Source organism: Brevundimonas sp. EAKA, assembly GCF_000698025.1.
Classification (GTDB): domain Bacteria; phylum Pseudomonadota; class Alphaproteobacteria; order Caulobacterales; family Caulobacteraceae; genus Brevundimonas; species Brevundimonas mediterranea_A.
On record NZ_JMQR01000058.1, the window covers coordinates 1 to 20,894 of the forward strand.

Annotated in this window: 18 protein-coding genes; 11 read left to right on the forward strand and 7 right to left on the reverse strand. The window is 65.4% G+C overall.

Annotated features, from left to right (window positions below):
• Nucleotides 1–287: 287 nt before the first annotated feature.
• Nucleotides 288–1,304, reverse strand: a complete 1,017-nt coding sequence (locus ER13_RS09855; protein ID WP_035308845.1) for a low specificity L-threonine aldolase — start codon at nt 1,302–1,304, stop codon at nt 288–290.
• A complete protein-coding gene (locus ER13_RS09860) occupies nt 1,304–2,251 on the reverse strand; it encodes a mechanosensitive ion channel family protein (RefSeq protein WP_008259530.1) in 948 nt (315 codons plus the stop codon). Before ER13_RS09860 ends, ER13_RS09855 begins: the two co-directional genes overlap by 1 nt.
• Before the next feature lie 468 nt (nt 2,252–2,719).
• On the opposite strand from ER13_RS09860, the gene ettA reads away from it, so the two are divergent.
• From ettA to metH, 9 genes are read left to right on the forward strand one after another with little or no spacing between them, the layout of a single operon-like run.
• Nucleotides 2,720–4,387 (forward strand): energy-dependent translational throttle protein EttA, encoded by a 1,668-nt coding sequence (gene ettA / locus ER13_RS09865; protein WP_035308847.1) that lies wholly within the window; start codon nt 2,720–2,722, stop codon nt 4,385–4,387.
• A 24-nt stretch (nt 4,388–4,411) separates the two neighbouring features.
• Nucleotides 4,412–4,645 carry a DUF433 domain-containing protein gene (locus ER13_RS09870; RefSeq protein ID WP_035308849.1) on the forward strand — a complete coding sequence of 78 codons (234 nt, stop codon included), beginning with the start codon at nt 4,412–4,414 and terminating at the stop codon, nt 4,643–4,645.
• On the forward strand, nt 4,642–4,974 hold the full coding sequence (locus ER13_RS09875) for a DUF5615 family PIN-like protein (protein ID WP_035308852.1): 333 nt from the start codon (nt 4,642–4,644) through the stop codon (nt 4,972–4,974). The genes ER13_RS09870 and ER13_RS09875 overlap by 4 nt, the downstream gene beginning before the upstream one ends.
• Nucleotides 4,971–5,897, forward strand: a complete 927-nt coding sequence (locus ER13_RS09880) for a 2-hydroxyacid dehydrogenase (protein ID WP_035308855.1) — start codon at nt 4,971–4,973, stop codon at nt 5,895–5,897. Before ER13_RS09875 ends, ER13_RS09880 begins: the two co-directional genes overlap by 4 nt.
• A 47-nt stretch (nt 5,898–5,944) precedes the next feature.
• Nucleotides 5,945–6,919: a metalloregulator ArsR/SmtB family transcription factor gene (locus ER13_RS09885; RefSeq protein ID WP_035308858.1), complete on the forward strand. Its 975-nt coding sequence runs from the start codon at nt 5,945–5,947 to the stop codon at nt 6,917–6,919.
• On the forward strand, nt 6,919–7,872 hold the full coding sequence (gene metF, locus ER13_RS09890; protein ID WP_035308860.1) for a methylenetetrahydrofolate reductase [NAD(P)H]: 954 nt from the start codon (nt 6,919–6,921) through the stop codon (nt 7,870–7,872). The genes ER13_RS09885 and metF overlap by 1 nt, the downstream gene beginning before the upstream one ends.
• The gene (locus tag ER13_RS09895) at nt 7,872–8,966 is read left to right on the forward strand and encodes a homocysteine S-methyltransferase family protein (RefSeq protein WP_008262470.1); all 1,095 of its coding nucleotides are present in this window, start codon (nt 7,872–7,874) and stop codon (nt 8,964–8,966) included. Before metF ends, ER13_RS09895 begins: the two co-directional genes overlap by 1 nt.
• Nucleotides 8,966–9,430, forward strand: a complete 465-nt coding sequence (locus ER13_RS18425) for a hypothetical protein (RefSeq protein ID WP_155988135.1) — start codon at nt 8,966–8,968, stop codon at nt 9,428–9,430. The genes ER13_RS09895 and ER13_RS18425 overlap by 1 nt, the downstream gene beginning before the upstream one ends.
• Nucleotides 9,430–12,096: a methionine synthase gene (gene metH, locus ER13_RS09900; protein ID WP_081836195.1), complete on the forward strand. Its 2,667-nt coding sequence runs from the start codon at nt 9,430–9,432 to the stop codon at nt 12,094–12,096. The genes ER13_RS18425 and metH overlap by 1 nt, the downstream gene beginning before the upstream one ends.
• Before the next feature lie 45 nt (nt 12,097–12,141).
• Here the strand turns inward: metH and ER13_RS09905 are convergent, their stop codons facing one another.
• On the reverse strand, nt 12,142–12,738 hold the full coding sequence (locus ER13_RS09905) for a hypothetical protein (RefSeq protein WP_035308862.1): 597 nt from the start codon (nt 12,736–12,738) through the stop codon (nt 12,142–12,144).
• Between the two features lie 144 nt (nt 12,739–12,882).
• Nucleotides 12,883–15,945, reverse strand: coding sequence for a TonB-dependent receptor (locus ER13_RS09910; RefSeq protein WP_035308864.1), 3,063 nt, complete (start codon nt 15,943–15,945; stop codon nt 12,883–12,885).
• Nucleotides 15,946–16,356: 411 nt separating this feature from the next.
• Between ER13_RS09910 and ER13_RS09915 the strand changes: the two genes are divergently transcribed.
• Nucleotides 16,357–17,259: an MBL fold metallo-hydrolase gene (locus ER13_RS09915; RefSeq protein WP_035308866.1), complete on the forward strand. Its 903-nt coding sequence runs from the start codon at nt 16,357–16,359 to the stop codon at nt 17,257–17,259.
• Here ER13_RS09915 and ER13_RS09920 read toward each other — a convergent pair.
• The gene (locus ER13_RS09920) at nt 17,256–17,942 is read right to left on the reverse strand and encodes a DUF1499 domain-containing protein (protein ID WP_035308868.1); all 687 of its coding nucleotides are present in this window, start codon (nt 17,940–17,942) and stop codon (nt 17,256–17,258) included. The genes ER13_RS09915 and ER13_RS09920 overlap by 4 nt on opposite strands.
• A gap of 15 nt (nt 17,943–17,957) precedes the next feature.
• Nucleotides 17,958–19,592 carry a long-chain-fatty-acid--CoA ligase gene (locus ER13_RS09925; protein ID WP_008263562.1) on the reverse strand — a complete coding sequence of 545 codons (1,635 nt, stop codon included), beginning with the start codon at nt 19,590–19,592 and terminating at the stop codon, nt 17,958–17,960.
• 189 nt (nt 19,593–19,781) lie between these two features.
• On the opposite strand from ER13_RS09925, the gene udk reads away from it, so the two are divergent.
• Nucleotides 19,782–20,429: a uridine kinase gene (gene udk, locus ER13_RS09930; RefSeq protein ID WP_035308871.1), complete on the forward strand. Its 648-nt coding sequence runs from the start codon at nt 19,782–19,784 to the stop codon at nt 20,427–20,429.
• On the opposite strand, the gene ER13_RS09935 is transcribed toward udk, so the two are convergent.
• Nucleotides 20,426–20,662, reverse strand: coding sequence for a hypothetical protein (locus tag ER13_RS09935; RefSeq protein ID WP_035308873.1), 237 nt, complete (start codon nt 20,660–20,662; stop codon nt 20,426–20,428). The genes udk and ER13_RS09935 overlap by 4 nt on opposite strands.
• Nucleotides 20,663–20,894 lie beyond the last annotated feature (232 nt).

The following is a 20,894-nucleotide window of genomic DNA, read 5'->3' on the forward strand; positions in this document are numbered from 1 at the left end:
CAGCATCAGGGGCGCCAGCACCCCCAGCGCCTTGCCCGCCAGCGTCAGACCCACGGCCGAGACCAGCCGCACCCGCAGTTGCGGCGCGCCCGACCGGCCCACCAGCCGCACCAGGTCAGCCAACGCCTGCAGCGTCGGGGGTCCCTCTGTCTTTTCCTGCATGCTCCCCGCCTGTTGCGCCTTGACCATAGGGTCGCGCCGGCCGCCGGAGCGCTCTCCGCGCATCGCCATGATCCGCATATGGACAGACTATGCGACCGGGGAAAGGCCGCACGCGCGACAAGGGCTCAGTTCAGGCCCGCGATCGCCTCGATCAGTTCGTCCACGGCCTCTGCCTGGGTCGCCCAGGAACAGACGAACCGCACCGATCCGTCGTCGAACTGATAACAGGCCCAGCCCAGGGCGTTCAGCCTCTGGTGCGCCTCGGCCGGCATTCGCACGAACACCGTATTGGCCTCGACCGGATGGGCCAGGACATAGGGCGAGCGGGTCGCCACCCCCGCCGCCAGCCGTTTCGCCATCAGATTGGCGTGGGCGCCGCCCGATTCCCAGTCGCCGCTTTCCAGCAGGCCCAGCATCGGCCCGGCCAGCAGCCGCGCCTTGGACGCCACCTGCCCCGCCTGTTTCAGCCGGTTGTCCAGCCGCCGCGCCAGGCTCTTGTCGAACAGGACCAGGGCCTCGACGCAGTTCGCCCCTGCCTTGGCCCCGCCGAACACCAGCACATCCACGCCCAGGCGCGGAATATCCTTCAGGTCGAACCCGGCCGCGACGGCGTTGGCCAGACGCGCCCCGTCCATATGAACGCCGTATCCCCTGGCCTTCACCGGCTCGATCAGATGGCGCAGTTCTTCCTCGGTATAGACCGCGCCGTACTCGGTCGCCTGGGTCAGGGACAGGGCCGCCGGCGGCTGGCGATGGCCGACCTCGGGCTCGGCCAGTTGCGCCTTCAGCGCCAGCGGATCGATCCGCCCCGAAAACCCCGGCAGGCCGATCAGGCCGACGCCCTGGCCGAAGAAGCCCGGCGCCCCCGTCTCGTCGGTGCAGACATGGGCGGCGTTGTGCGCCAGCACCGCCTCGAACGGAAAGGCCAGCATCGACAGGGCGATGGCGTTGGCCGCCGTGCCGCTGAAGACGAACCGGATCTCGGCGTCGGCGTCCAGCCGTTGGCGGATCTGATCGGCGGCCCGCGCCGTGATCTCGTCTGAACCATAGGACCGGGCGTATCCGGCGTTGGCCCGCGCCAGACCTTCGACCGCGCTCGGCGCCATGCCGGCGGTGTTGTCGGATCCGAAATCGTATCGCATCAGCGCGTCTTCACCTTCACGTCATGCCCGCCGTCTTCCACCGTCCGTACACGGACGACCGGCATGACATCTTCATCGCCATAGGGCACGGCGACCTGATGCGGGAAGGGAATTTCGATCCCGGCGGCGTCCAGCGCCTCCTTGCCGCCCTGCATCAGATCGGCCTGGGTCTGCCACCAGTCCTCGACCTTGACCCAGGCGTGCAGGGTCACCTGCACCGCACTGTCCAGCAGTCCCGTCACCCCGGTCCACGGATGCGGGTCGTCCAGCACCTTCTCGTGCGCCGCCGCCATGTCGGCCAGGACGCAACGCGCCTTGTTCAGGTCGTCGCCATAGCCCACGCCGAAATTGATCTCGATCCGCCGCGTCTGCTGACCGGTCAGATTGGTCAGGGGATCGCTCAGAACCTTGGAATTGGGAATGACGATCTTGTGGTTGTTGGCGTTCGACAACTGGGTCGTGAACAGGTCCAGCCGCTGCACCGTGCCGGCCATGCCGCCGACGTCCACCACGTCGCCGACGCGATAGGGTCTCAGCACCAGCAGCATGATGCCCGAGGCCACGTTCGACAGGGTCCCCTGCAGGGCCAGGCCCACGGCCAGCGACGCCGCCCCCAGCACCGCGATGATCGAGGTGGTCTGCACCCCCAGCCGCTGCAGCACGGCGATCATGCCGATGATGAACACCACCACCCGCACGACCTGAACGGCGAAGCTCAGCACGGTCTGGTCGTGCCGGAAGGCGCCGACCCGCGACAGGGCGTTGCGCGCCAGCCGGGCCGACCATTTGGCCGCGATCACCGTCGCCGCAAAAATCAGGGCGGCGATCGTCAGATTGATGGCGAAATCACCGGCCATGTCGGTGATCTTGGCGATCATGACGGTATCGACCGCCACGGCCTGACGCCCGGCGGCGACGGCTTCGGCTATAGGGGAGGCATTCGACATAAGGGGGGTCTAACGTCTCGATCTCCGAATGGAAGCCCGCTCAAGGCAATTTCACCACGACGCCGACGCGACATGCCCCCTCCGTCACGGCGCTTTGCGCCGCGCCACCTCCCCCAAGGGGGGAGGAATGCGAACACCAAAATCCTCCCCCCCTGGGGGAGGTGGATCGCCGGCGCAGCCGGCGAGACGGAGGGGGCCCGAACGGCCCCAACTGTCACAATGACGCTGGTCTCACTCCAATGATTCCAACCCCTTGTCAGTTTCTCGCCCCGACTTTCCCGCCAGGGCTCCGGGCGAAGGCCCGGCGCCCCGCCCAGCCCTCCGCTTCCAAAGGGCCTCCAACTCCGCCGCGAAAACGGCGGAGGCGCCGTCGTTCGCCGCTCGCCTTATTTGCTCTCTGGCGCCAGGATCGCTACATCCGCCCAAACCTCCCAATCCGACGAAACCCGAAGGGCGAAACCGCACCTCATGGCGCAGCAATATATTTTCCAGATGCAGGGTCTGACCAAGACCTTCCCCGGCGGCCGCAAGATCTTCGAGAACATCTGGCTCAGCTTCTACAACGACGCCAAGATCGGCGTCGTCGGCGTCAACGGCTCGGGTAAATCCACCCTGCTGAAGATCATGGCCGGCCTGGACAACGAGTTCACCGGCGAGGCCCGCGCCGCCGACGGCATCAAACGCGGCTATCTGGAGCAGGAGCCCCAGCTCGACCCCGCCCTGAACGTGCGCGAGAACGTCGAGGCCTGGTGCGAAGAGAAGCAGTGGGTCAACCGGTTCAACGCCGTCGCCGCCGAACTGGGCGAGAACTACACCGACGAGCTGATGGAGGAGATGACCGCCCTCCAGGAGAAGATCGACGCCGGCGACGTCTGGGACATCGACAGCCGTATCGAAATGGCCATGGGCGCCCTGCGCTGCCCGCCCGACGACTGGGAGGTCGCCAACCTGTCCGGCGGTGAGAAGCGCCGCGTGGCCCTGGCCCGCCTGCTGCTGTCCAAGCCCGACATGCTGCTGCTCGACGAACCGACCAACCACCTGGACGCCGAATCCGTCGCCTGGCTGCAGCACCACCTGGAAAACTTCCCCGGCTGCGTCATCCTGGTGACCCACGACCGCTACTTCCTGGACCTCGTCACCAAGTGGACGCTGGAGCTGGACCGCGGCAAGGGCCACCCGCACGAGGGCAACTATTCCTCGTGGCTGGAAGCCAAGACCAAGCGCGTCATTCAGGAACAGTCCGAATCCGAAGCCCGCCAGCGCGCCCTCACCCGCGAACTGGAATGGGTCCGTTCCGGCGCCAAGGCCCGTCAGGCCAAGTCCAAGGCCCGTCTGGCCGCCTATGAGCGGATGGTCGACGAGCAGGAATCGATGCGCGGCGCCCAGACCCACGCCCACATCCAGATCCCGCCCGGGCCGCGCCTGGGCAATGTCGTGCTGGAAGTCGAAGGCCTAGCCAAGACCTATGGCGACAAGACCCTGTTCGACAACCTGACCTTCAAGCTTCCGCCCAACGGCATCGTCGGCGTCATCGGCCCCAACGGCGCCGGCAAGTCGACCATGTTCAAGCTGATCACCGGTCAGGAAACCCCCGACGGCGGCACGATCAAGGTCGGCGAGACGGTCAAGCTGGCCTATGTCGACCAGTCGCGCGACGACCTGAAACCGGACGAGACCATCTGGCAGGCCATCTCCGGCGGCACCGATGTGATGATGGTCGGCAAGCGCGAGATCAACACCCGCGCCTATGTCGGCAGCTTCAACTTCAAGGGCGGCGACCAGCAGAAGAAGGTCGGCCAGCTGTCGGGCGGTGAGCGCAACCGCGTCCACCTGGCCAAGACCCTGGCCTCGGGCGGCAATCTGATCCTGCTCGACGAACCGACCAACGACCTGGACATCGAAACCCTGCAGAACCTCGAAGAGGCGCTGGAAGAGTTCGCCGGCTGCGCCGTGGTCATCTCCCACGACCGCTGGTTCCTGGACCGTCTGGCCACCCACATCCTCGCCTTCGAAGGCGACGGCCATGTGGAATGGTTCGAAGGAAACTTCGAAGCCTACGAACAGGACAAGATGCGTCGCCTGGGCGCCGACAGCATCATCCCCAAGCGCATCCAGCACCAGAAGTTCGGCCGCTGATCGATCTGTGATAGGATGCGGGACATGAGCGATGATCTTCTGTCCCGCATCACTATCGAAGACGGCAAACGCGCCGGTCGGCCCTGCATCCGGGGCATGCGTATCGCCGTGCATGACATTCTCGGGTGGCTGGCCTCCGGAATGACTGAGGCCCAGATTCTTTCCGACTACGAGGAATTGGAAGCCGACGACCTGCGGGCCGCCCTGGCCTACGCCGCGCAGGCGCTCGATCATTCGGTGGCGGCCGCTGCAGCTTGAAATTCCTGCTCGATCAGAACCTGCCCGTCCGCCTGATCGATGCGATCACAGCATTCGATCATGAGGTCGAACACGTCAGATTGATGGGGCTGGCCACGGCAGGCGACCGGGAAATCTGGGCCTTGGCGGCGTCACGGGGGGCGGTCGTCGTCAGCAAGGACAAGGACTTTCTTTTGCTGGCGCAGCTTAGCGCCAGCGGTCAGCCACTGGTCCACCTCAACCTCGGAAACTGTTCGAACGACGAACTCTACGCCATCGTGCGGCGCGACTGGACCAGCGTCGTCGCTCGGCTGACCGACGGCGCGGCCATTGTGGAGGTCCGACCATGACCCAACGCCCCGCCGTTCTCATCATGCAGCGGCATCTCGCCCCGCTCTCGCCGATCCTGGAGAGCGCCTATGACGTCTACCGCTTCTGGGAAGGCCCGCCGATCGAGGCCGCCCATGACATCCGCGCCCTGATCGTCGCCGGCGAGGCCCCGCTGGACCAGGCGCTGATCGAACGCCTGCCCAACCTCGACCTGATCGCCTGTTTCACCTCTGGCTATGACGGCATCGACATCGACTGGTGCCGCGCGCGTGGCCTGCCCGTCACCCACGCGCCCGGCGTCAATCACGAGGACGTCGCCGACCACGCCCTGGGCCTGATCCTGGCCGCCCGCCGCCAGATCGTCTCGGGCGACCGTCAGGTCCGGTCCGGCGACTGGACCGCCGAGACCCGCACCCTCACCCCCTCTGTCCGAGGCCAGAAGGTCGGCGTCGTCGGCCTGGGCGCCATCGGCAAGGCCGTCGCCGCTCGCTGCGCGCCCTTCCGAATGGAGGTGGCGTGGTGGGGCCCCCGCCCCCGCGACGCCGAATGGCCCCGGGCAGAATCTCTGCTCAGCCTTGCGAAACAGAGCGACATCCTCGTGGTCGCCTGCAAGGCCGACGAAACCAACCGCGGCTTGATCTCGCGCGAGGTGCTTGAGGCGCTCGGCCCCGACGGCCTGCTGATCAATGTCTCGCGGGGCCAGGTGATCGACGAGGACGCCCTGATCGCCGCGCTGAAATCCGGCGCCCTGGGCCAAGCCGCCCTTGATGTTTTCGCAGAGGAGCCGACCGATCCAAACCGTTGGGCCGACGTACCCAATATGGTCCTGACGCCTCACACCGCCGGCGCCACGACAGCCGGCGTTCAGGGCATGCTGATGCTGCTGATGCAGAACCTTCAGGCGCATTTCGCCGGGGAACCACTGAAAACGCCCGTCCTCTAGGCGGTTTTCACTTGCATAATCATATAAGGATATCCTTATATGATCTCATGAGTCTTACCGCCGACCAGACTGTCGAAGCCCTGCGCGCCGCCGGCGAGCCGACCCGTCTGCGCATCCTGTCGCTGCTGGCCGGCGAGGAGCTTTCGGTCATGGAGATGTCGCGCATCCTCGACCAGAGCCAGCCGCGCGTCTCACGCCATCTGAAACTGATGACCGACGCCGGCCTGATCGAACGATTCCCCGACGGCGCCCGCGTCTATTATCGCCTGTCCCACGACGCCCACGCCCGCCGGTTGATCGACACTGTTCTGGACATCCTGGCCGACGACGCCGGGGAGGCGGACCATCGTCGCCTGGACGAGGTTCGCAAGGATCGCGAACAGGCGGCCGAAAGCTATTTCGAACAGATCGCCCCGCAATGGGACCGTCTTCGCTCCCTCTATGTCAGCGAAGCCGCCGTCGAGGCCGCCCTGGAAAAGGCCGTCGGCCCCGGCCCGTTCAAGCGGGTCGTCGATCTGGGCACCGGCTCCGGCCGCATGCTGACCCTGTTCGGCAAGAAGGCCAAGATGTCGGTCGGGCTGGATCTCAGCCAGAACATGCTCAACATCGCCCGCGCCAATGTCTCCAAGGCCGGGCTGAACAAGGTCGAACTGCGTCATGGCGACATCTTCGCCACCCGCCTGCCCGCCGGCAGCGCCGATCTGGTGATCGTGCATCAGGTGCTGCACTATCTGGCCGACCCCTTCGCCGCCGTGGCCGAGGCCGCGCGCCTGGTCTGCCCCGGCGGCCGGCTGGTGATCGTCGATTTCGCGCCCCATGATTTCGAACATATGCGCGAGGCGCATCAGCATCGCCGCCTGGGCTTCGCCGACCACGAAATCAACGGCTGGCTGACCGACAGCGGCCTGACGCCCTCCCCGCCGATCGCCCCGCCGCCCGACAATGAGGGCCTGACCGTGACGATCTGGACGGCGGAACGTCCCGTCAACGCATCCTTGGCCCAGGCCAGAAAGACCGCATGATGGCCGCGTCCTCCACCAATCTCGCCGAAGCCCGCGCCCTGCTGCTGTCGCCGCTGGGTCCGGTCGCCCGCGCCGGCTCGAACCACGACGCCGTTCGCGTCTCCTTCGAATTCTTCCCGCCCAAGACCGACGAGGCCGAAGCCAATCTGTGGACGGCGATCCGCCGCCTTGAGCCGCTGAATCCGGCCTTCGTCTCCGTCACCTATGGGGCCGGCGGCTCGACCCGCGAACGCACCCACCGCACCGTCCAGCGCATCATCGCCGAGACCTCGCTGCGTCCCGCCGCCCACCTGACCTGCGTCGAGGCCAGCCGCGACGAGGTCGACGAGGTCATCGCCGGCTACAAGAGCATCGGCGTCGATCACATCGTGGCCCTGCGCGGCGACCCGCCCGGCGGCGGCGGCATCGGCGGCGTCTACCAGCCCCGCGCAGACGGCTACGCCAACGCCACCGAACTGACCGCCGCCATCAGCCGCGTCGGCGGTTTCGACGTCACGGTGGGCGCCTATCCCGAAAAACACCCCGAAAGCCCCTCCATCGACCACGACATCGATGTGCTGAAGGCCAAGGTGGACGCCGGCGCCACCCGCGCCGTCAGCCAGTTCTTCTTCGACATCGACGCCTTCCTGCGCTTCCGCGACCGGGTGCGGGCGGCGGGCGTAACCATTCCGCTGATCCCCGGCGTCATGCCCGTGTCCAACTTCGCCGGCCTGACCCGCATGTGCGGCGCCTGCGGGACCAGCATCCCCGACTGGCTGAAGGCTCACTTCGACGGACTGGACGACGATCCCGAAACCCGCCGACTGCTCGCCGCCTCCGTCGCCGCCGAAACCTGCGCCCGCCTGCACGAAGAAGGCTTCTCCGACTTCCACTTCTACACCCTGAACCGCGCCGATCTGGTCTATGCGATCTGCCGCGTGCTGGGCGTGCGTGAACAGAAGGCAGCCGCCTGATGACCTCTCCCCTCACCCGCGCCGAACGCATCGCCGCCCTGCATGCGGCGGCCAAGGAACGCATCCTCGTTCTCGACGGGAGCTGGGGCGTGATGATCCAGCGTCGGGGCCTGTCCGAAGCCGACTTCCGCGCCGACCGGTTCGTCGCCGCCAACGGCTATGACGAGGCGCAGCAGATGAAGGGGAACAACGACATCCTCTGCATCACCCGCCCGGACATCATCTCGGACCTGCACGACCAGTATTACGCCGCCGGCGCCGACATCTCCGAGACCAACACCTTCTCCGGCACCACCATCGCCCAGGAGGACTACGCCCTGGACGCCCAGGCGGTGTGGGACATCAATCTGGAAGGCGCCAAACTGGCCCGCGCCGCCGCCGACCGCTGGACGGAAAAGGAGCCGCACAAGCCGCGCTTCGCCGCCGGCTCCATCGGCCCGCTGAACAAGATGCTGTCGATGTCGTCCGACGTGAACGACCCCGGCGCCCGCAGCGTGACCTTCGACCAGGTCCATGAGGCCTATCGCCATCAGGTGAAGGCGCTGAACGAGGGCGGGGTCGATCTCTATCTGATCGAGACCATCACCGACACGCTGAACTGCAAGGCCGCGATCAAGGCCATCAAGGACCTGGAGGACGAGGGCATGGACGCCCTGCCCATCTGGATCAGCGGCACCATCACCGACCGTTCGGGCCGCACCCTGTCGGGCCAGACGGCCGAGGCCTTCTGGAACAGCGTCCGTCACGCCAAGCCCTTCGCCATCGGCTTCAACTGCGCCCTGGGCGCCGACCTGATGCGGCCCTTCATCGCCGAACTCAGCCGCGTAGCCGACACCCTGGTCGCCGCCTACCCCAACGCCGGCCTGCCCAACGCCATGGGCCAGTACGACGAGGAGCCGCACGAGACCGCCCACTTCATCGAGGAATGGGCCGCCTCCGGCCTGGTCAACATCGTCGGCGGCTGCTGCGGCACCACGCCGGACCACATCAAGCATGTCGCCGAAGAGGTCGCGCCGCTGAAGCCGCGCGCCATCCCGGAACGCCCGGTGGCCTTGCGGCTCTCGGGGCTAGAGCCCTTCGAGATGGTGGCGTGATGAAGGTGGAGATTTCTCGAGAGGATTTCGAAGCGTTTTCTGACGAACTCGAAAAGTTTGTTTCCAGCCTGGATACTGGTTTTCGAGCACGCTTTCGTCGCTCCCATGATGCAATCCTCATCTGGACCAACCCAGTCGACCGTAGACACCCCCGACTTGAAGTAAGCGCATCCGAGACGGACTTATCGTTTTCTCTTGGCAGCGCGGGTGAAGATGAAATTCCGATGACTTCCGCCAACGCCCGCTGGGTACTGGCCGTCTTGGACGCCTGCCGTGATGGCCGGGTTCGATATGTAACGATGAAGTCGAGCTTAATGCCTGCCTTTGCAGTGATGTTGACGACGAGGGGCCTGAACGAATTCTCCTGGATCGGACAAGGCGAGACAGGACAACGGTTGATCAAGGCGGGGCCACGAAAAGTGCATTCCTATCCCATCACAGGCTGGCAGGAAGCACTCGCCTGATGCGCCCCACCTTCATCAACGTCGGCGAACGGACCAACGTCACCGGCTCGGCCAAATTCCGCAAGCTGGTGGTCGAGGGCGACTATTCCGCCGCGCTCGACGTCGCCCGCCAGCAGGTCGAGGCCGGCGCCCAGGTCATCGACATCAACATGGACGAGGGCTTGCTGGACGGCGCCGTCGCCATGCGGACCTTCCTCAACCTGATCGCGGCCGAGCCCGACATCGCCCGTGTGCCGGTGATGATCGACAGCTCCAAATGGGAGGTGATCGAGGCGGGCCTGAAGTGCGTCCAGGGCAAGCCCATCGTCAACTCGATCAGCATGAAGGAGGGCGAGCAAGCCTTCCGCGATCATGCGATCAAATGCCTGCGCTACGGCGCCGCCGTCGTGGTCATGGCCTTCGACGAGGTGGGCCAGGCCGACACGGCCGCCCGCAAGATCGAGATCTGCACCCGCGCCTACAACATCCTGGTCAACGAGGTCGGCTTCCCGCCCGAGGACATCATCTTCGACCCCAATATCTTCGCCGTGGCGACGGGGATTGAGGAGCACGACAACTACGCCGTCGACTTCATCGAGGCGGTCAAGGTCATCAAGGGTGCCCTGCCCTACGCCCGCATCTCGGGCGGCGTGTCGAACGTCTCGTTCAGCTTCCGCGGCAACGAGCCGGTGCGCCGGGCGATCCACAGCGTCTTCCTGTATCACGCCATCGCGGCCGGAATGGACATGGGCATCGTCAACGCCGGCGACCTGCCGGTCTATGACGACATCGACCCCGAGCTGCGCGAGGCGGTCGAGGACGTGATCCTGAACCGCCCCCAGCGGACCAATGTCTCGAACACCGAGCGGCTGGTCGACATGGCCCCTCGCTACAAGGGCGAGAAGGGTCAGGCCCGCGTCGTCGATCTGAAATGGCGCGACCAGCCGGTCGGCAAGCGGATCGAACACGCCCTGGTCAACGGCATCACCGAGTTCATCGAGGCCGACACCGAAGAAGCCCGCCTGGGCGTCGAACGTCCGCTGCACGTCATCGAAGGTCCGCTGATGGACGGGATGAACGTGGTCGGCGACCTGTTTGGCTCGGGCAAGATGTTCCTGCCCCAGGTGGTCAAGTCCGCCCGGGTGATGAAACAGGCCGTCGCCTGGCTGGAACCCTTCATGGAGGCCGAGAAGGCCGGCAAGCCGCGCGAACAGGCGGGCCGGATCCTGATGGCCACGGTCAAGGGCGACGTCCACGACATCGGCAAGAACATCGTCGGCGTCGTGCTGCAATGTAACAACTACGAGGTCATCGACCTGGGCGTCATGGTCCCGGCCGACCGGATCCTGGACGCCGCCGTCGAGCACAAGGTGGACATCATCGGCCTGTCCGGCCTGATCACCCCGTCGCTGGACGAGATGGTCTTCGTCGGCGCCGAGATGGAACGGCGCGGCTTCGACATCCCCCTGCTGATCGGCGGCGCCACCACCAGCCGCACCCATACGGCGGTCAAGATCGAACCCGCCTATCGCCGCGGCTCGACCACCTATGTCGTCGATGCTTCGCGCGCCGTCAGCGTCGTCTCGGGCCTGCTGTCCAAGACCGAGCGGGCCAAGAACGAGGCCGCCACCCGCGACGAATACATCCGCATCCGCGAGCAGTATGCGCGCGGCCAGGAGGTCAAGGCCCGCGCCACCCTGGCCCAGGCGCGCGAGAACCGCTTCCGCATCGACCCGACCCAGCCCATGCCCGGCAAGCCGTCCTTCATCGGCGTGAAGGCCTTCGACGCCTGGGACCTGAAGGACCTCGCCGACCACATCGACTGGACCCCCTTCTTCGCCAGTTGGGAGCTGATCGGCCGCTATCCGCTGATCCTGGAGGACGAGATCGTCGGCGAGGCTGCGCGCGACCTGTTCGAGGACGCCAAGCTCATGCTGAAGCGGGTCATCGACGAGAAATGGTTCACGGCCAAGGGCGTGGTCGGCTTCTGGCCCGCCCGCGCCGACGGCGACGACGTCATCGTCTTTGCCGACGAAAATCGCGACGCGGAGATCGCCCGCTTCCACACCCTGCGCCAGCAGATCAAGAAGTCGAACGGCAAGCCCAACCTGGCCCTGTCCGACTTCATCGCCGAAGAGGGCGACGACTATATCGGCGCCTTCGCCGTCACCGCCGGCCACGGCGAACTGGAAGTCGCCAAACGGTTCAAGGACGCGGGCGACGACTATTCCGCCATCCTCGCCACCGCCCTGGCGGACCGCCTGGCCGAGGCCTTCGCCGAGCGGCTGCACAAGGAAGTCCGCACCCAACTCTGGGGCTACGCCGCCGACGAGGCGACCGACATCGACGACCTGATCACTGAACAATACCAGGGCATCCGCCCCGCCCCCGGCTATCCGGCCCAGCCCGACCATACGGAAAAGGCCACCCTGTTCCGCCTGCTTCAGGCCGAGGCCAACGCCGGCATGGCCCTGACCGAGAGCTTCGCCATGACCCCCCCGGCCTCGGTCTCGGGCCTCTATTTCGGCCATCCGGGCAGCCACTATTTCGGCGTCGGCAAGATCGATCTGGACCAGGTCGAGGACTACGCCCGGCGCAAGGGCTGGGACGTGACCACCTGCGAACGCTGGCTGGCCCCCATCCTCAACTACGATCCCTACGCCGCCAAACGCGAAACGGCGGCCTGAGCCGTAGCTCAGGCCGCCGTCTAGACGTCTTGAGGTTTGCCGCGATCAGTTCGGCGCGGCTGTCGCCGGCGCACCGGTCTCGGTCAGGCCCACATCGGCCAGGGTCGCCGGCGGGGTGGTGATATTGGCGCGGATGCGGCGCGCGGCGTGTTCACACCGGCCCGGCAGGCCATAGAACAGACCGAACGACTGGCTGCGCGCCGCCTCGTCTTGCGTGGCCAGCAGCGCAGCCCACTGGGCCTTGGCGGACGCGGCGGCTTGCTGCGCAGCGGCCTTGGTCGCGGCGGTCTGACGCGGTTCTGCGGCGGCCAGGGCGCTGCGGAAATCCTGCGCCTCCAGACGACCCAGACGCACCAATTCGAGATCCTCCGGCGAATGATCGGTCAGGCTCTCGCCAAGATCGGCATGGCCCGTGACCAGGGCGTCGCACCAGGCCACCAACGGATAATCCTGCGTCGGCGCCCCGCGCGGCAGCGGCCGGGCATAGGCCATGGCCTCGCGCACCTTCAGGGCGTCGGCGGTCTCGGCCGAGACCGCGCCGGTGACGATGGGGCCGTCCTGGGCTTGAACATTCTGGGGGCCGCTTAGACAGAGGGGTATGGCAATCAAAGCGCCAACGACCGAGCTGATAATTTTACACATGTGTTTCCTGCAAGCGGATAAGCGAAGCCAAGCGCCCAATTGGCTTCCCACGAATACCATCCAACATGGCTGTAATGGGGCAGACAAAATAAAGGGCGGCGAACCCGAGTTCGCCGCCCTCCATTTCGTACACGACAGTGACTGTTAGAACGCCCAGTCGAAGCCGACCCGCATAAAGCGGGGCTGTTGATAGGCAACCGGCCTGCCGTAGTTGGGATCCACGGCGCCCGAAGCCAGGTCGCCCTGTTCGTAAAGCTCGGTTTGACCCTTCTCGTTGAAGACGTTGAAGATGTCTGCGCGGAGCACCAGATCGCCGGGCAACGAGACCGGAACCGTGTAGCGAACCGACAGGTCGAGGTTTCCAGTCCATTCGGAGTTGAAGCGTGAACCCCGCGGAACACCGATACCTTGGCAGAAGCGCGAGGAAACGCCATAGGCGGCCGCATCTGCGTCGGTCGGGTGCACGCCCAAGCAGCCGTAAGGCTTACCGGACTGAACACGAAGGTTGGCGCCGAGCAACAGGCCATCAAAGACCTGATACGATCCAAACAGTTTGATCTGGTGAGCACGGTGGTTCGGCAGCAAGCCGTACTGGTTATCCGCCAGACCGACGTGGTCAAACAGAATGGTGGAGCCAGCGTCCGTCTGACCGTTATCCGACAGGACCGTGCCTTCGTAGTTACCAATGTTCTTGGAAACAACGTAGGAGCCTTGCAGGCCCCACTTACCATCGAATGCACGCTCGAACTGGAAGGTAAGGCCCGTGTACTCGCGGACTGCCTTCACATAGCCAGTTTCCTGCGCCGAAACCGTAATGATGCGTGAGGTAGTTTCACCAGGAAGCGGATCACGCAAGCGGAAGGTCAGGTCACGGCCTGGGTTGGCGATCAGGTATTGATAGTCACCGAAGTAGATGTCCTCACAACCAACGATGCCTTCACGAGCGCAGAGCGCGTTGATGTAGGCATCAACCGCGATGTCTTCCGACGTGTTGTTCAGGCGACGGTGCGTCAAGGTCACACCGGCAGACCACAGATCGCCGAACTGACGCTCATAGCCCAAGACGAACTCGTCCTCAGACGTGGGGTCCAAGTTCAATGCGGACTTCGAGATTGCAGGTTCAACGCTGCCATTCCCGTTGACTTCGCACGCAACGACGCCGGTGGCGCCACGGCCGCCTGCAGGGCAGGCTGACGGTCCGGTGCGGTAGCCTGGGTTGCTAGCCAGAGTGATCTGACTTCCCAGCGCGGCGGGCAAGCCCGTGACCGGGTCGATCTGGAAACCGCCGGCCGGTGCATTGAAATACTCGTTGAAGAACAGGTCGCCCGAACGGAAGCCGAGGTTCAGAGCCGGCGGAACAAAATAACGGCCGTAAGAACCGAAGATGCGATCGACGCGATTGCCGGTGGGATCGTAGCTGAACCCTGCGCGCATCGCATAGTTGTCGTTCAACTCAACAGACTTGTCGCCCGCCAGGTTTTCGGCAGCGAAGGAGTCATTTCTGACGCCGACCTGGACGTTCAACTGATCGTTCACATCCCACGAGTCCTGGATGTACCAAGCGCGGTTTTCGCCCTTGATGGTGCCGCCGAACGTACCGACAGTCACCTGAACGTAATCTTGTCCAGGCGCCACGCCGCGCGCGTCGTTCGCAGAACCTGTACGATAGATATAGTTGAAGCCACCGTTCCGTCGAGAAACTTTGAACTCTTCGAGTTTCTCATTGTCGATGCCGAAGCGAACGTGGTGGTCGCCGAAGATGCTGAAGTAGACATCAGCGTCGGCTCGGTAGAACTCACGGCGGGTATCGATGATGCTTTGCGAGCCCGTCGCCTGCGTTGTCGACAGCCGCTGCGTCGTTCCTGAGCGAACATCCTGGACGAGGGAAAGCGACGGGTCACCTGGCAGAGTGTTGTTCGTATCTTCATTGACGCCGTAAGCAGCCGAAACCGTCAGCCAATCCGTGAAGGATCCGGTGTAGCGGCCAACATAGTTTTCACCGCCCTGCTGGAATGTCGTTTTATTCGAGGTCGTACCGATCACGCCAGTGCGGTTATTGAACGTGTAGGTATTACGTTCCGTTTCCCGTGTCGTATCGAAGTAGGTCAGCTCAACGCGGTGCCCCTCGAACAGGTTGGCGTCGACTTTTGCGCCGTAGAAAGGATCGTCCGACTTGTCGACACTGTAGCTGTTGCCGGTGATGGACGCGAAGCGGCTTTCGTTGTCACGACCTTGCGCCAAGCCGTAGAAGAACAGGCGGTCACGGATGATGGGGCCGCCAAGCTCCAGCGTGTAATCAGCCTGTCTCGTTTCGGTCAGGCGGTTGGCGGATTGGAAGGTGTCTGGCGACGTCTCTTCCAGTTCCGACCCGGTGTAGTTGCCGTGCAAGGCCATCTTGAATTCGTTGGTGCCGGACTTGGTCACCGCGTTGATGACACCGCCAAGAGCACGACCAAACTCGGCAGGATAACCACCGGTCTTCACTTCGATCGTTTTGTAAAAGTCGAACGGGACAGTCACGGAACCGACATAGGTGTCGAAGTTGGTGGTGTTCAGGCCGTTCACATAAAAGGCGTTCTCACCCACCGACGCACCACCGATCGACGGCTGACCGGCGAATGCAGAGTTGGCTGCTGACCCGCCAGCGGTCGCCGTGGGCGCCAGAAGCGTGACTGCAGTGATGCTGCGACCCACCGGAACCTGCTTGGTCAGTTCTTCAACATCGACGGTCAGACCCGTCGTGGTCCGCGTAAAGTCGACGCCTTGACGAACGCCCACAACAACGATCTCACCGAGGTTACTCGAATCAGCGCCAGCCGCGCCTTGGGCAGCCAAAGTGAACGTGAACGACGATGAGTCGCCCAGCGAGACCACGACCTGTTCGGACAGCGTCTCGTAACCAGGCGCATCAACCACGACGTCGTAACGTCCAGTCGGGATCAGAGGAATGCGAAATGTGCCGTTTGCGCCTGTCGTCACGTTGCGGGTCGCACCTTGCGCGGCGGACCTTACGGTGACCGCAGCGCCCGAAAGCACCATGCCATCGCTGCCTCGCACAACACCAGCCAGCGTTCCGTTGGTGTAATCCTGCGCAGCGGCAACAGTGGGCATCAATAGCGTAACGGCAGGCACCGCAACCACCGCCATAAGCGCGGCACTGCCGATCATGGTCGAATGGAGTAATAGCTGTTTGATATTCAGCGTCATGAAAGAATTCCCCTTCCCTCGACGCGCCTACGATTTCGCAGGCAGCGACACGAATCTCATGCGACAAAAGCATGAATGGCACGAGGTTAGAGCCTTCGATGACTAGGTGGATAGCTTTGAAATCTCCACGTCGTATCTTACTCGTCGTGTGTCGCAATCTCGCCACAGACCTGTCGCCTACCTGACAATTCGGTAATGGGTTACTACTTGGACGCGACTGGCGTAGGGCGCCGGCTCCGGCGTGCAGGAGGCGGCGATCAACTGCGTCGCCATGAGACAGAGAAGGGCCGCCGCGATGGGCTGGAGCCGATTTGAGACAGCGAAGGCGATTGATCGGGCCATGGCGGGCGCTCCGGCAAGGGTTACCAAGAAGTTAAGGCAAGGCCCGCGCCAGATGCGGACAGGTCGGTGATGATTCCCTTCGTGCGTGAGTTCGACTTCGCCTATGGGCGGCGCGACCAGGTTTCGCCCCTGATCCAGCGGGTGATCGCGAACAATCCGGGGCCGTTCACCTTCACCGGAACCGGGACCTATGTGGTCGGACGGCCCGAGGCGGGATCAGCGGTCGCGGTGATCGATCCGGGGCCGCTGGACCCGGCGCATCTGGAGGCCTTGCTGGCTGCGGTCGAAGGGCGGACGGTCAGCCACGTGCTGGTGACCCATACGCACCGCGATCACGCTCCCCTCGCCCGCCCCTTCACCGAGCGGACCGGCGCCATGATTCTGGCCGCCCGGCCGCCGGCGCAGGAGACGCACGCCTCGGGCGGGCTGGACGAGGAGGAGGACGCGGTCTTTGCGCCCGATCAGGTTCTGACGGGCGGCGAAATCATCGAGGGCGACGGCTGGACGATGGAGGCGATGTTCACGCCGGGCCATGCGTCAAATCACATGGCCTTCGTGCTGAGGGAGGAAAACGCCCTGTTCAGCGGGGATCACGTCATGGGTTGGGCGACGACGGTGGTGGCGCCCCCGGACGGAAACATGCGCGATTACATGGCCAGCCTGGATGCGGTGATCGCCCGGGACTTCGCCACGCTGTGGCCGACGCACGGGGCGCCGGTGACGCAGCCCGCCCCCTTCCTGGCCGCCTATCGCGCGCACCGGCTGGAGCGGGAGGCCCAGGTGCTGGCGCGGCTGCGGGCGGGGGACCGGAGCGTGGCGGAGATGGTGCCGGTGCTCTATGCGGCGGTGGATCAGCGGCTGTGGCCGGCGGCGTCGCTGTCGGTCCTGGCCCATCTGATCAAGCTGGTGGAGGACGGGGCGGCGACGGCGGAACCGGAGCCGGGCCTGAGGGCCGTGTTCCACCTGGCCTAGCGGATCTCCTCTTCCAGGGCGGTGACGATCCTGTTCATCAGGCGGCAGGTCGCGCCGCCGTCGGGGCGGGAGTCGCGGGCGGCGACGCGGATGTCGGTTCGGCCGGGGCGGATGCGGACGACGGCGTCATAGGCGAAGCCGAACCAGGCGCCTTCGTGAACGCCCTCGACCTCGAAGGTCGAGGCGCGGACGATCGGGAAGCCGGCGTCGACCAGGGCCGAGACGGCCTGCTGGGCCAGGACCTGGGTCGGGATCGAACGGGCGGCCGAACAGGATTCGGGGCCGGTCACGCCGGAGGCGTCCGGATGCAGGGCCGCCAGGCGACTGTAGGCCGGGGGTTCGGCCACATTGGTGCTGATGTCGCGCGGGGACGGCTGGGCCAACCGCTGTCCCTGATGCAGAAACACCGCCAGGGTCGCGCAGGCCAGGACCAGGGCGACGACGGCGAAGATCCAGCGCCGGCCAAGGTCTCGCAGCGCCAGGGCCAGCACGAGCAGGGCCGCCGCCATCCCGACCCAGGCCATGCCTCGCGCCACGGTCCAGGTCAGCAGGTCATAGGTGACGGCTCGATCGACGCCGCCGAACAGGGTCGCCGCCATGGCCGCGACCACCAGGACCGGGGCGACCGCCGTCAGGGCGGTCAACCCCGGGATCAGGGCGGGGACAGGCTTTTTCGACGACATCGGCGCTCCGGATCTTCAACCAGGCTGAATCTCTGGCAAGCGGTAGTCCTTCATCCGCTCGCGCAGAAGCTTCTTGTCGATCTTGCCGGTGGCGCCCAGCGGAATCTCGTCCACGGCGACTACGTCGTCGGGCATCCACCATTTGGCGATCTTGCCGTGCAGGAAGTCGAGATGCTCCTGCTTGTCCAGGGTCTCGCCGTCCTTGAGCCGCACGATCAGGACCGGCCGTTCGTCCCATTTGGCGTGGGCGGCGCCGATGACGGCGGCCAGCTCGACCTTGGGATGGCCGACGGCGATATTCTCGATCTCGATGGAGCTGATCCATTCGCCGCCGGACTTGATCACGTCCTTGGAGCGATCGGTGATCTGCATGAAGCCCAGGTCGTCGACCGTCGCCACGTCCCCGGTGTCGAAGAAGCCCTCGTCGTCGACGATGTCGCCCTCCTCGCGGAAATAGGCGCGGGCGACGGTCGGGCCCTTGACCATCAGATGGCCGAAGGTCACGCCGTCGTGCGGCAGGGCCGCCCCGGCGTCGTTCTTGAGCTTCAGCTCGACGCCCAGCGGCGGCGTGCCCTGTTTGACGCGCCATTTCAGCTGTTCCTCGAACGGCTTGTCCGCCAGTTCGGGGGTCATGTTCGACAGGGTGCCGATGGGCGAGGTCTCGGTCATGCCCCAGCCCTGCAGCACCTCGATCCCATAGTCGTCGTGGAAGGCGCGGATCAGGCTTTCGGGCACGGCGGAGCCGCCGATCAACACGCGCTTGACCGTCGAGAGCCGCAGGTCGTTCTGCTTCATATGGCCCAGCAGCCCCTGCCAGACGGTGGGCACGGCGGCGGAGAAGGTGACCTTCTCGCTCTCCAGCAGTTCGTAGATCGAGGCGCCGTCCATCTTGGCGCCCGGCATGACCAGTTTGGCGCCCGCCGCCGGTCCGCCGAAGGCGATGCCCCAGGCGTTGGCGTGGAACATCGGCACGACGGGCAGGATCACCTCGTTGGGCGTGGCGCCCAGGACGGTGGACTGCAGGCCCAGCAGGGTATGGATGAAGTTCGAGCGGTGCGAATAGAGCACGCCCTTAGGATGGCCCGTGGTGCCCGAGGTGTAGCACAGGCCGCAGGCGGTCTGTTCGTCGAAGTCGCCCCAGACCACCTCGGCCGACTGGCCTGCGATCACCGTCTCATAGGCCTCGGCCTTGGGCAGAGTCGTCTGCGGCATATGGGCGTCGTCGGTCATGATGATGACGCGCTCGACCTTGGGCAGGTGCGGCAGGATGGCTTCCAGCAACGGCACGAAGGTCAGGTCGGTGAAGATGACCCGGTCCTCGGCGTGGTTGATGATGTAGACCAGTTGCTCGGGGAACAGGCGCGGGTTCAGGGTGTGGCAGACCGCGCCGATCCCCATGACGCCGTACCAGGTCTCGATATGTTTGTCGGTGTTCCAGGCCAGGGTGGCGACGCGGTCGCCGGGCGCGATCCCCCAGGCCTTGAGGGCGTTGGACACGCGCCGGGCCCGGTCGTGGATCCGGCCGTAGGTGGTGCGGACGATCGGCCCCTCGACCGAGCGCGTCACCACCTCGCGGTCGCCGTGCCAGTGTTTGGCGTGGTCGATGATCTTGTCGACCGTCAGCGGCCAGTCCTGCATCAAGCCCAGCATGTCGTTTCCTGTTCCTATGGATGCGTCTGCTCGAGGCGACGCTTGCCCGGACGCTAACTTGGTTATCGGCGATAAGCAACGTGACCGAGGGAAGGTCCGGCGCGACGGATCGTCCCCGGATCGTCTGGTGGGGGCTGCTCGCGCAAGCCGCTGTGGCGCAGGCTTCGCCGACGTTCTAGAAGGCCGGCCATGACCATATTGATCGCGATCACGGGGGGCTCCGGCTCCGGCAAGAGCACCCTGGCCGAGGCCCTGGTCTCGGCCCTGCCGGAGGGCAAGGCGGTGCTGGTGCGCGAGGATTCCTATTATCGCGACGCGGCCTCCCTGCCCGGCTTCGACGCGGCCACCTTCGACTTCGACGATGTGGCGGCGCGCGACCACGCCCTGATGATCGCCGACCTGATGGAGCTGAAGGCCGGGCGGCCGGTCACGGCGCCGGTCTATTCCTTCATCCATCACGGCCGCGAGCCGGGCGGCGAGCCGATCCCCGCCAGCGAGGTGGTGATCGTCGAGGGCACTCATGTGCTGTGCACCCCCGAACTGACGGCCCTGTTCGACATCCGGGTCTTCGTCGACACCCCGTCCGACATCCGTTTCATTCGCCGCCTGTTGCGCGACCAGTCCGAACGCGGCCGTTCGGCGGATTCGGTCGTGGCCCAGTACCTGGCGACGGTGCGGCCGGGCCACGAACGGCTGACCGAGCCGTCGCGCACCCATGCCGACTTCATCATCGCCGACGCCACGGCGGCGGTGCGGCTGGAGGATCCGCAGGCTGTGGTGCGTCTGGCCGCCCCGGTCCTGGCCCATCCGCTGCTTCAGCCGCTGCTGGACGCCTAGAACCAGGGATCGTCGTCCGCGAAGACGGCGCCGGCGGCGACCCGTTCGGCCTGGATGCGAACCTGCTCCGCCGCCTCAGCCCACTTGTCGGCCAGTATGGCGTCCATCCGGGCGCACTGGATGACCAGTTCCGCCCGCAGGCGGTCGTCTTCCGCCTGTTCTTCGGGACTGCGCCTTTCCGGCGGCGGCAGGCCGCGACCGGGTCTAGGACGACGGGGTTTGGGATGGGCCATCAACGGCTCCTTTCAGGACAGGTCTGATCGTCCTCGCGCTTTCGCTGCGAAGTTATGGAGGGCTGGGCGGGGCGCCGGGCCTTCGCCCGGGGTTGGTTTAGTGTTTACCGTTTCGACGAAGGTTTGACGCCCCGCGCGGTTGGGTGGCCTGCAAGCTCGGGGCGCCGAGCGGTGGCGGTCTTATCGCCTAACCCCATAAGCCTGCGACGGGTTGGTGGTCCCTGCGAAGAAC

Bases quoted from the DNA above. Each gene is read 5' to 3' on its own strand.
- ER13_RS09855 (WP_035308845.1), bottom strand. From the start codon at position 1,304: ATGCGATACGATTTCGGATCCGACAACACCGCCGGCATGGCGCCGAGC.
- ER13_RS09860 (WP_008259530.1), bottom strand. From the start codon at position 2,251: ATGTCGAATGCCTCCCCTATAGCCGAAGCCGTCGCCGCCGGGCGTCAG.
- ettA (WP_035308847.1), top strand. From the start codon at position 2,720: ATGGCGCAGCAATATATTTTCCAGATGCAGGGTCTGACCAAGACCTTC.
- ER13_RS09870 (WP_035308849.1), top strand. From the start codon at position 4,412: ATGAGCGATGATCTTCTGTCCCGCATCACTATCGAAGACGGCAAACGC.
- ER13_RS09880 (WP_035308855.1), top strand. From the start codon at position 4,971: ATGACCCAACGCCCCGCCGTTCTCATCATGCAGCGGCATCTCGCCCCG.
- ER13_RS09885 (WP_035308858.1), top strand. From the start codon at position 5,945: ATGAGTCTTACCGCCGACCAGACTGTCGAAGCCCTGCGCGCCGCCGGC.
- metF (WP_035308860.1), top strand. From the start codon at position 6,919: ATGGCCGCGTCCTCCACCAATCTCGCCGAAGCCCGCGCCCTGCTGCTG.
- ER13_RS09895 (WP_008262470.1), top strand. From the start codon at position 7,872: ATGACCTCTCCCCTCACCCGCGCCGAACGCATCGCCGCCCTGCATGCG.
- ER13_RS18425 (WP_155988135.1), top strand. From the start codon at position 8,966: ATGAAGGTGGAGATTTCTCGAGAGGATTTCGAAGCGTTTTCTGACGAA.
- metH (WP_081836195.1), top strand. From the start codon at position 9,430: ATGCGCCCCACCTTCATCAACGTCGGCGAACGGACCAACGTCACCGGC.
- ER13_RS09905 (WP_035308862.1), bottom strand. From the start codon at position 12,738: ATGTGTAAAATTATCAGCTCGGTCGTTGGCGCTTTGATTGCCATACCC.
- ER13_RS09910 (WP_035308864.1), bottom strand. From the start codon at position 15,945: ATGACGCTGAATATCAAACAGCTATTACTCCATTCGACCATGATCGGC.
- ER13_RS09915 (WP_035308866.1), top strand. From the start codon at position 16,357: ATGATTCCCTTCGTGCGTGAGTTCGACTTCGCCTATGGGCGGCGCGAC.
- ER13_RS09920 (WP_035308868.1), bottom strand. From the start codon at position 17,942: ATGTCGTCGAAAAAGCCTGTCCCCGCCCTGATCCCGGGGTTGACCGCC.
- ER13_RS09925 (WP_008263562.1), bottom strand. From the start codon at position 19,592: ATGCTGGGCTTGATGCAGGACTGGCCGCTGACGGTCGACAAGATCATC.
- udk (WP_035308871.1), top strand. From the start codon at position 19,782: ATGACCATATTGATCGCGATCACGGGGGGCTCCGGCTCCGGCAAGAGC.
- ER13_RS09935 (WP_035308873.1), bottom strand. From the start codon at position 20,662: ATGGCCCATCCCAAACCCCGTCGTCCTAGACCCGGTCGCGGCCTGCCG.